This window comes from Streptomyces hyderabadensis (genome assembly GCF_020404845.1).
GTDB lineage: Bacteria > Actinomycetota > Actinomycetes > Streptomycetales > Streptomycetaceae > Streptomyces > Streptomyces hyderabadensis.
Genome location: NZ_JAIOJZ010000036.1, coordinates 69,974 through 76,304, shown reverse-complemented (window position 1 = coordinate 76,304; position 6,331 = coordinate 69,974). Strand labels below are relative to the sequence as shown.

The window sequence follows — 6,331 nt, the reverse complement described above, 5'->3', positions numbered from 1 at the left end:
GTACTGCTCCGTCTCGTCCGTCAGGCCTTGCGGTGCCTGCCGCCGCGCAGGTCCGCGGCCTCCCCGGCGGACCCGGACGGCCCCGGCAGGGCGCCGCCGGTCTCCCCCTGCTCGCGTTCGCGCCGTTCCCGCTCGGCCTTCTCCGCCTTCTCGGCCTCCTCCGCCGCCTCCATCTCCGCGAACACGTCGATGGGCGCCGGTGCCTTGGCCAGGAAGACCCAGGTCAGCCAGACGGCGAGCAGGAAGGGCGGGATCTTCAGGGTGACCAGGACCCAGCCGAGCTGCTCGGTGTCCGCCCACCAGTACAACGGGAAGAGGATCGCGCTCTTGGCGAGCAGGATCAGGCCCCATGCGTAGCTGGCCTTGGTGTACGCCTTCTTGCGGCCCGGGTTGCGGGTGCGCCAGGAGAGGTTCTCCTTGAAGACCGGGCCGAGGATCAGGCCGATCAGCGGCACCCCGGCCAGCGAGGTGACGATGTACGCCAGCGCCAGGCCCAGGGTGTAGAGCATGCCCGGCAGGTAGAAGTTCTTGGCGTTGTCGGTCATCATCGCGAAGACCACGCCGAAGGCGACGCCGAAGACACCGCTGAACGCGTGCTTGACGGTGTCCTTCATCACGAGCCGCACGACGACCAGCACCACGGACACGGCCAGCGCCGCGATCGCCGACATGTGCAGGTCGTTGTTGAGGGTGAAGATGGTGACGAAGAGCAGGCCCGGCAGCACTGTCTCGATCATGCCCCGCACGCCGCCGAACGCCTCGAACAGCGCGGCCTCCGTCACCGCCCGGGAGTCGTCGGCCTCTGTCGTCTCTTCGGTCGGCTTGTCGAGCGACGTCACCGGCTACTCCCGTCCGAGGGGTCTCAGTTCGTATTTCGGGTTGAAGAGCACCCGGCGGCCGTGGCTCATCGAGATCCGGCCCGATGCGATGAGCTTGCGCCCTGGCTCTATGCCCACGATGGAGCGCCTGCCCAGCCACACCACGTCCAGGGCGGCGGAGCCGTCGAACAGCTCGGCCTCCAGGGCCGGAACGCCCGCACGCGGCCGCAGGGTGACCGTGCGCAAGGTACCAGTTACCGACACGACCTGCCGGTCCTGGCAGTCTCCGATGCGGGTGCAGCCGGCGGTGTCGGCGTCCTCGCGCAGTTCCTCCGACTCCAGGTCCTCCTGTGACGAGGAGAGCCGGTCGAACATGCGCCGGAACCGGCCCACCGGCTTGTCGGAACGCGGAGCAGCACTCATATCTGAAGCGTACCGGGGCAGGCCGACAGCCATGCACCCCTGTGGACAGGGATGGCGAGGCTCACGTTCCGCTCACCTCCCGTGCCCTCCCGCTCACTTCTCGAAGCGGTATCCCATGCCCGGCTCGGTGATGAAGTGCCGCGGGTGCGCGGGGTCCGCCTCCAGCTTGCGGCGCAGCTGGGCCATGTAGACCCGCAGATAGTTCGTCTCCGTCCCGTACGACGGCCCCCACACCTCCTGCAGCAGCTGCTTCTGGCTGACCAGGCGCCCCGTGTTGCGCACCAGCACCTCCAGCAGGTGCCACTCGGTGGGGGTCAGCCGCACGTCCCGGCCGCCCCGGTTGACCTTCTTCGCGGCCAGGTCGACGCTGAACTCCGCGGTGTCCACGACCACCTCGTCCTCGCCGCCCGGGACGGGCTCGGACCGGCGGACGGCGGCCCGCAGCCGGGCCAGCAGCTCGTCCATGCCGAACGGCTTGGTGACGTAGTCGTCGGCGCCCGCGTCCAGCGCCTCGACCTTCTCGTCGGAGGAGTGCCGGGCGGACAGCACCAGGATCGGCACCCGGGTCCAGCCGCGCAGTCCCCTGATCACCTCGACGCCGTCCATGTCGGGCAGGCCCAGGTCAAGCACCACCACGTCGGGGTGGCGGGCGGCGGCGAGCTGGAGGGCGGTGGCGCCGTCGTGCGCGGCGTCGACCTCGTAGTGCCGTGCCTTGAGGTTGATCACGAGGGCCCGCACGATCTGCGGTTCGTCGTCGATCACGAGCACCCGGGTCATCCGGCGGCCTGCCTTTCTGCTGTCGCGGGACGCGGGGTGGACGCGGACGCGCCCACCGCGCGGAGGGTGAGGACCATGGTGAGGCCGCCGCCGGGGGTGTCCTCGGCGTTCAGGGTGCCGCCCATCGCCTCGGCGAAGCCGCGGGCCACGGCCAGGCCGAGGCCCACCCCGGCCCCGCGCGGGGCGTCGCCGTACCGCTGGAAGGGCTCGAAGATGCGGTCCTTGGCCTCGTCCGGCACTCCCGGCCCCCGGTCCACGACCCGCACCTCGACGCGGTCGGCGAGGGCGCTGGCGGCGACCAGGACGGTCCGGTCGTCCGGACTGTACTTGACGGCGTTCTCCACCAGGTTGGCCATCGCCCGCTCCAGCAGCCCGGCGTCCACGGCGACCATGGGCAGCGTCTCGGGGATGTCCAGCTCGGCGCTGCCCTCGGGCACCCCGCCGAGGGCCATCGGCACCACCTCGTCGACGTCGATCTCGCGGATCAGCGGGGTGACGGTGCCGGTCTGCAGCCGGGACATGTCGAGCAGGTTGCCCACCAGGTGGTCGAGGCGGTCGGCGCCCTCCTCGATGCCTTCGAGCAGTTCGGCCTGGTCCTCCTCGGACCAGGCCACGTCGTCGGACCTGAGGCTGGTCACCGCGGCCTTGATCCCGGCCAGCGGGGTGCGCAGGTCGTGGCTGACGGCGGCCAGCAGCGCCGTGCGGATGCGGTTGCCCTCGGCCAGCGCGCGGGCCCGGTCGGCCTCCTCGCGCAGCCGGCGCCGGTCCAGGACGACGGCGGCCTGGGCGGCGAAGGCGGCAAGCACCCGGCGGTCCTCGGCGGGCAGCACCCGGCCGGTCAGCGCGAGGGCCATGTGGTCGCCGACGGGCATGTCCACGTCCGCGTCCTCCGGGCGGTCGACCGGCGGTCCCGACCCGGCGCGTCCCGCGCAGGTCCAGGGCGCGAGGTCGCCCTCCCGCTCCAGGAGGGCGGCGGACTCCATGCCGAAGGTCTCGCGCACCCGTTCAAGGAGCGTCTCCAGGCTGGTCTCGCCGCGCAGCACGTCACCGGCGAGGAAGGACAGGATCTCCGACTCGGCGCGCAGCCTGGCCGCCTGGTGGGTGCGGCGGGCCGCGAGGTCGACGACCGAGGCGACGGAGAGCGCGACGCCCACGAATATGGCGAGCGCAAGCATGTTCCTCGGGTCGGCGATGGTGATCCGGTTGACGGGCGGCGTGAAGAACCAGTTCAGCAGCAGCGACCCGACCGCGGCCGAGGCGAGCGCCGGGTACAGCCCGCCGAGCAGGGCGGCCGCGACGGTCAGCGCCAGGTAGAGCAGCACGTCGTTGGCGAGCCCGAGGTGGACGGTGCTGAGCAGCAGGGTCAGCAGCACCGGCCCGCCCAGGCCCGCGAACCAGCCCCACACGATCCGGGACCGGCCGAGCCGGGCGCCCCGGGCCACCGGCAGCCCCCGTCCCTTGGCGACCTCCTCGTGGGTCACGATGTGGACGTCGAGGTCGGGGCCGGACTCACGGGCGACGGTGGCGCCGACGCCGGGTCCGAAGACGTACTGCCAGGTCTTGCGGCGCGAGGAGCCGAGGACGATCTGGGTGGCGTTGACGCCGCGCGCGAAGTCCAGCAGCGCGGCCGGTATGTCCTCGCCGAGCACGTGGTGGAAGGTGCCGCCCAGGTCCTCCACCAGGGTGCGCTGCACCGCCAGCTCCTTCGGGGAGGCCGAGGTCAGCCCGTCGCTGCGGGCTATGTACACGGCCAGCACCTCGCCGCCCGCCCCTTTCTCCGCCAGGCGCGCGGCCCGCCGTATCAGCGTCCGGCCCTCGGGGCCGCCGGTCAGGCCGACCACGATGCGTTCGCGCGAGCCCCAGATCTTCGAGACCCGGTGCTCGCTGCGGTACTGCTGGAGGTACTCGTCGGCCCGGTCCGCGACCCACAGCAGCGCCAGCTCGCGCAGGGCGGTGAGGTTGCCGGGGCGGAAGTAGTTGGACAGCGCCGCGTCGACCTTGTCCGGCTGGTAGATGTTGCCGTGGGCCATGCGCCGGCGCAGCGCCTGGGGCGACATGTCGACCAGTTCTATCTGGTCCGCGCGCCGCACCACCTCGTCCGGCACGGTCTCGCGCTGCCGTACGCCGGTGATCGACTCCACGACGTCACCGAGTGACTCCAGGTGCTGGATGTTGACGGTGGAGACGACGTCGATGCCGGCCGCGAGGAGTTCCTCGACGTCCTGCCAGCGCTTGGCGTTGCGCACGCCGGGGACGTTGGTGTGGGCCAGCTCGTCCACCAGCGCCACCCGGGGACGGCGGGCCAGCACCGCGTCCAGGTCCAGCTCGGTGAAGGCGGCGCCCCGGTACTCGATCTCCCGGCGCGGCACCTGTTCCAGGCCGCGCAGCAGCACCTCGGTGCGGGCCCTGCCGTGGTGCTCGACGAAGGCCACCACGCAGTCGGTGCCCCGTTCGACGCGCCGGTGCGCCTCGGACAGCATCGCGTACGTCTTGCCGACGCCCGGCGCCGCACCGAGGTAGATCCGAAGCTTGCCGCGTCCCATGGCCTCATTGTCTTCCGGTCACCGCTGATTGCGCAGCGTCGACCCTACGACCCGCAAACGCGGCAAAAGGGGCGGGGGTGGGGATGCCGGTCGTCCTTGACGGAACTCTGACGGCCGCGCGGCCCCGGCGGCGTCACTCCTCGACGATCTCCCCGTCCCGCAGCTCCAGCACCCGGTCGGCGAGGTCGAGCAGGGTGGCGTCGTGGGTGGCGACCAGGGCGGTGACCCGCTCGCTGCGTACGACGGCCCGCAGCAGCTCCATCACGGAGTGCCCGGTCTCGGCGTCCAGCTGGCCGGTGGGCTCGTCGGCGATCAGCAGCGCGGGTTCGTTGGCGAGGGCGCGGGCGATGGCGACCCGCTGCTGCTGTCCGCCGGACAGCTCGCCGGGGCGCTGGGCGGCGTGGTCGGCGAGGCCGACCAGGGAGAGCAGCAGCTCGACGCGTTCCTCGCGCTCACGCGGGGCGGCCCGGCGCAGCCGCATCGGTACCCCGACGTTCTCGGCGGCGGTGAGGATCGGGATCAGCCCGAAGGACTGGAAGACGAAGCCGACCCGGTCCCGGCGCAGGGCGAGCAGCCCGTCCTCGTCCAGCTCCGCGAGGTCCCGGCCGTCGACCTCCACCCGCCCGGCGTCCGGGGTGTCCAGACCGCCGACGATGTTGAGCAGGGTGGTCTTCCCGGATCCCGACCGCCCCTTGAGGGCCACCAGCTCCCCCTGCGGCACGTCGAAGGAGACGCCGCGCAGGGCGTGCACGGCGGCGCTGTCCCGGCCGTACGACTTGCGCACGTCCTGGACGCGGACCATGGTCTCCGTGACCACCTGGCTCATGTGGTGCCCTCCCCCGTCGTGCCCGGTGAACCGGGCGCCAGTATCACCGGCGCGCGCCGACGGATTCAACGCCCGGGCCCGTTCCTCCGACCGCGGCTCCCCCCGTCCGTACGGCGAAAGGGTCGCGTCCCCCTGGGGACGCGACCCTCGTGGCGCGCGTACGGCCGAGAGAGCCGTACCGGGCGCTCGCCTAACGGACCTCGGTGATCTCCGGTCCGCGCTGGAGCTGGCCCATGCCGCCGGCGAAGCGGGAGCCCTCCTCCTGCTGGACGCCCTCGGGGACCATCTGCGCGTCGTTCGGCAGCTTCAGGACGATCGGGTCGCGGGGGGCCATCGGGCCCTCGCCGCGGACGACGACCGTGTCCCGGAAGATCTGCTCCAGCAGGCCGGCGGCCTGCGGCTGCACCGCGCCCTGGCCCGAGATCACCCCGCGCAGGAACCAGCGGGGCCCGTCCACACCGACGAACCGCACGACCTGGAAGCCGCCGGTGCCGTCCGGCAGCTGCACCGGGACCTGGGCCCGCAGCTCCCAGCCCAGGGGGCCCTCGACCTCGTCGATGATGCCGCCCTGCTGGGTGATGCCGGAGCCGATCTCCTCGCGCACCTCGGCCCAGATGCCCTCGCGCTTGGGCGCGGCGAAGCCCTGGAGCTGGATGGCGCTGTCGCGCAGTACGACGGTCGCGGCGACGATCGCGTCGCCCGCGACCTCCACCCGCAGTTCCATGCCGTCGACCCCGGGGATGAACAGGCCGCCCAGGTCAACCCGGCCCTCGCCCGGGTCGCGGACCTCGGTGCTGTCCCAGGGCCCGTCGGGGCGCGGCTCGGGCTCGAGCCGCACGCGTTCGCGCTCTTCGTCCGCCTCGGTGTCGACGCTGTCGACGACCTGCTCGGTCTCGCCGGCCGCGTCCTCGGCGGCATCCCTCTTCTTGCGACGTCCGAACACG

General features: G+C 72.5%; 6 protein-coding genes. All 6 read right to left on the bottom strand.

What is annotated here, in order from left to right; all coding sequences use genetic code 11:
- Positions 1-20: 20 nt before the first annotated feature.
- Positions 21-839, bottom strand: coding sequence for a DUF3159 domain-containing protein (locus K7854_RS25255; RefSeq protein ID WP_226028838.1), 819 nt, complete (start codon positions 837-839; stop codon positions 21-23).
- 3 nt (positions 840-842) lie between these two features.
- Positions 843-1,241 carry an OB-fold nucleic acid binding domain-containing protein gene (locus K7854_RS25250; RefSeq protein WP_076976707.1) on the bottom strand — a complete coding sequence of 133 codons (399 nt, stop codon included), beginning with the start codon at positions 1,239-1,241 and terminating at the stop codon, positions 843-845.
- Positions 1,242-1,334: 93 nt separating this feature from the next.
- Positions 1,335-2,018 carry a response regulator gene (locus K7854_RS25245; RefSeq protein ID WP_226028837.1) on the bottom strand — a complete coding sequence of 228 codons (684 nt, stop codon included), beginning with the start codon at positions 2,016-2,018 and terminating at the stop codon, positions 1,335-1,337.
- Positions 2,015-4,561, bottom strand: a complete 2,547-nt coding sequence (locus tag K7854_RS25240; protein WP_226028836.1) for an ATP-binding protein — start codon at positions 4,559-4,561, stop codon at positions 2,015-2,017. The genes K7854_RS25245 and K7854_RS25240 overlap by 4 nt, the downstream gene beginning before the upstream one ends.
- 133 nt (positions 4,562-4,694) lie before the next feature.
- A complete protein-coding gene (locus tag K7854_RS25235; protein WP_226028835.1) occupies positions 4,695-5,387 on the bottom strand; it encodes an ABC transporter ATP-binding protein in 693 nt (230 codons plus the stop codon).
- Between the two features lie 190 nt (positions 5,388-5,577).
- The gene (locus K7854_RS25230; RefSeq protein WP_226028834.1) at positions 5,578-6,330 is read right to left on the bottom strand and encodes a DUF3710 domain-containing protein; all 753 of its coding nucleotides are present in this window, start codon (positions 6,328-6,330) and stop codon (positions 5,578-5,580) included.
- Position 6,331 lies beyond the last annotated feature (1 nt).

What these genes read in the sequence shown, in the direction of transcription:
- K7854_RS25235 (WP_226028835.1), bottom strand. Translation starts at nt 5,387, where the DNA reads ATGAGCCAGGTGGTCACGGAGACCATGGTCCGCGTCCAGGACGTGCGC.
- K7854_RS25245 (WP_226028837.1), bottom strand. Translation starts at nt 2,018, where the DNA reads ATGACCCGGGTGCTCGTGATCGACGACGAACCGCAGATCGTGCGGGCC.
- K7854_RS25250 (WP_076976707.1), bottom strand. Translation starts at nt 1,241, where the DNA reads ATGAGTGCTGCTCCGCGTTCCGACAAGCCGGTGGGCCGGTTCCGGCGC.
- K7854_RS25240 (WP_226028836.1), bottom strand. Translation starts at nt 4,561, where the DNA reads ATGGGACGCGGCAAGCTTCGGATCTACCTCGGTGCGGCGCCGGGCGTC.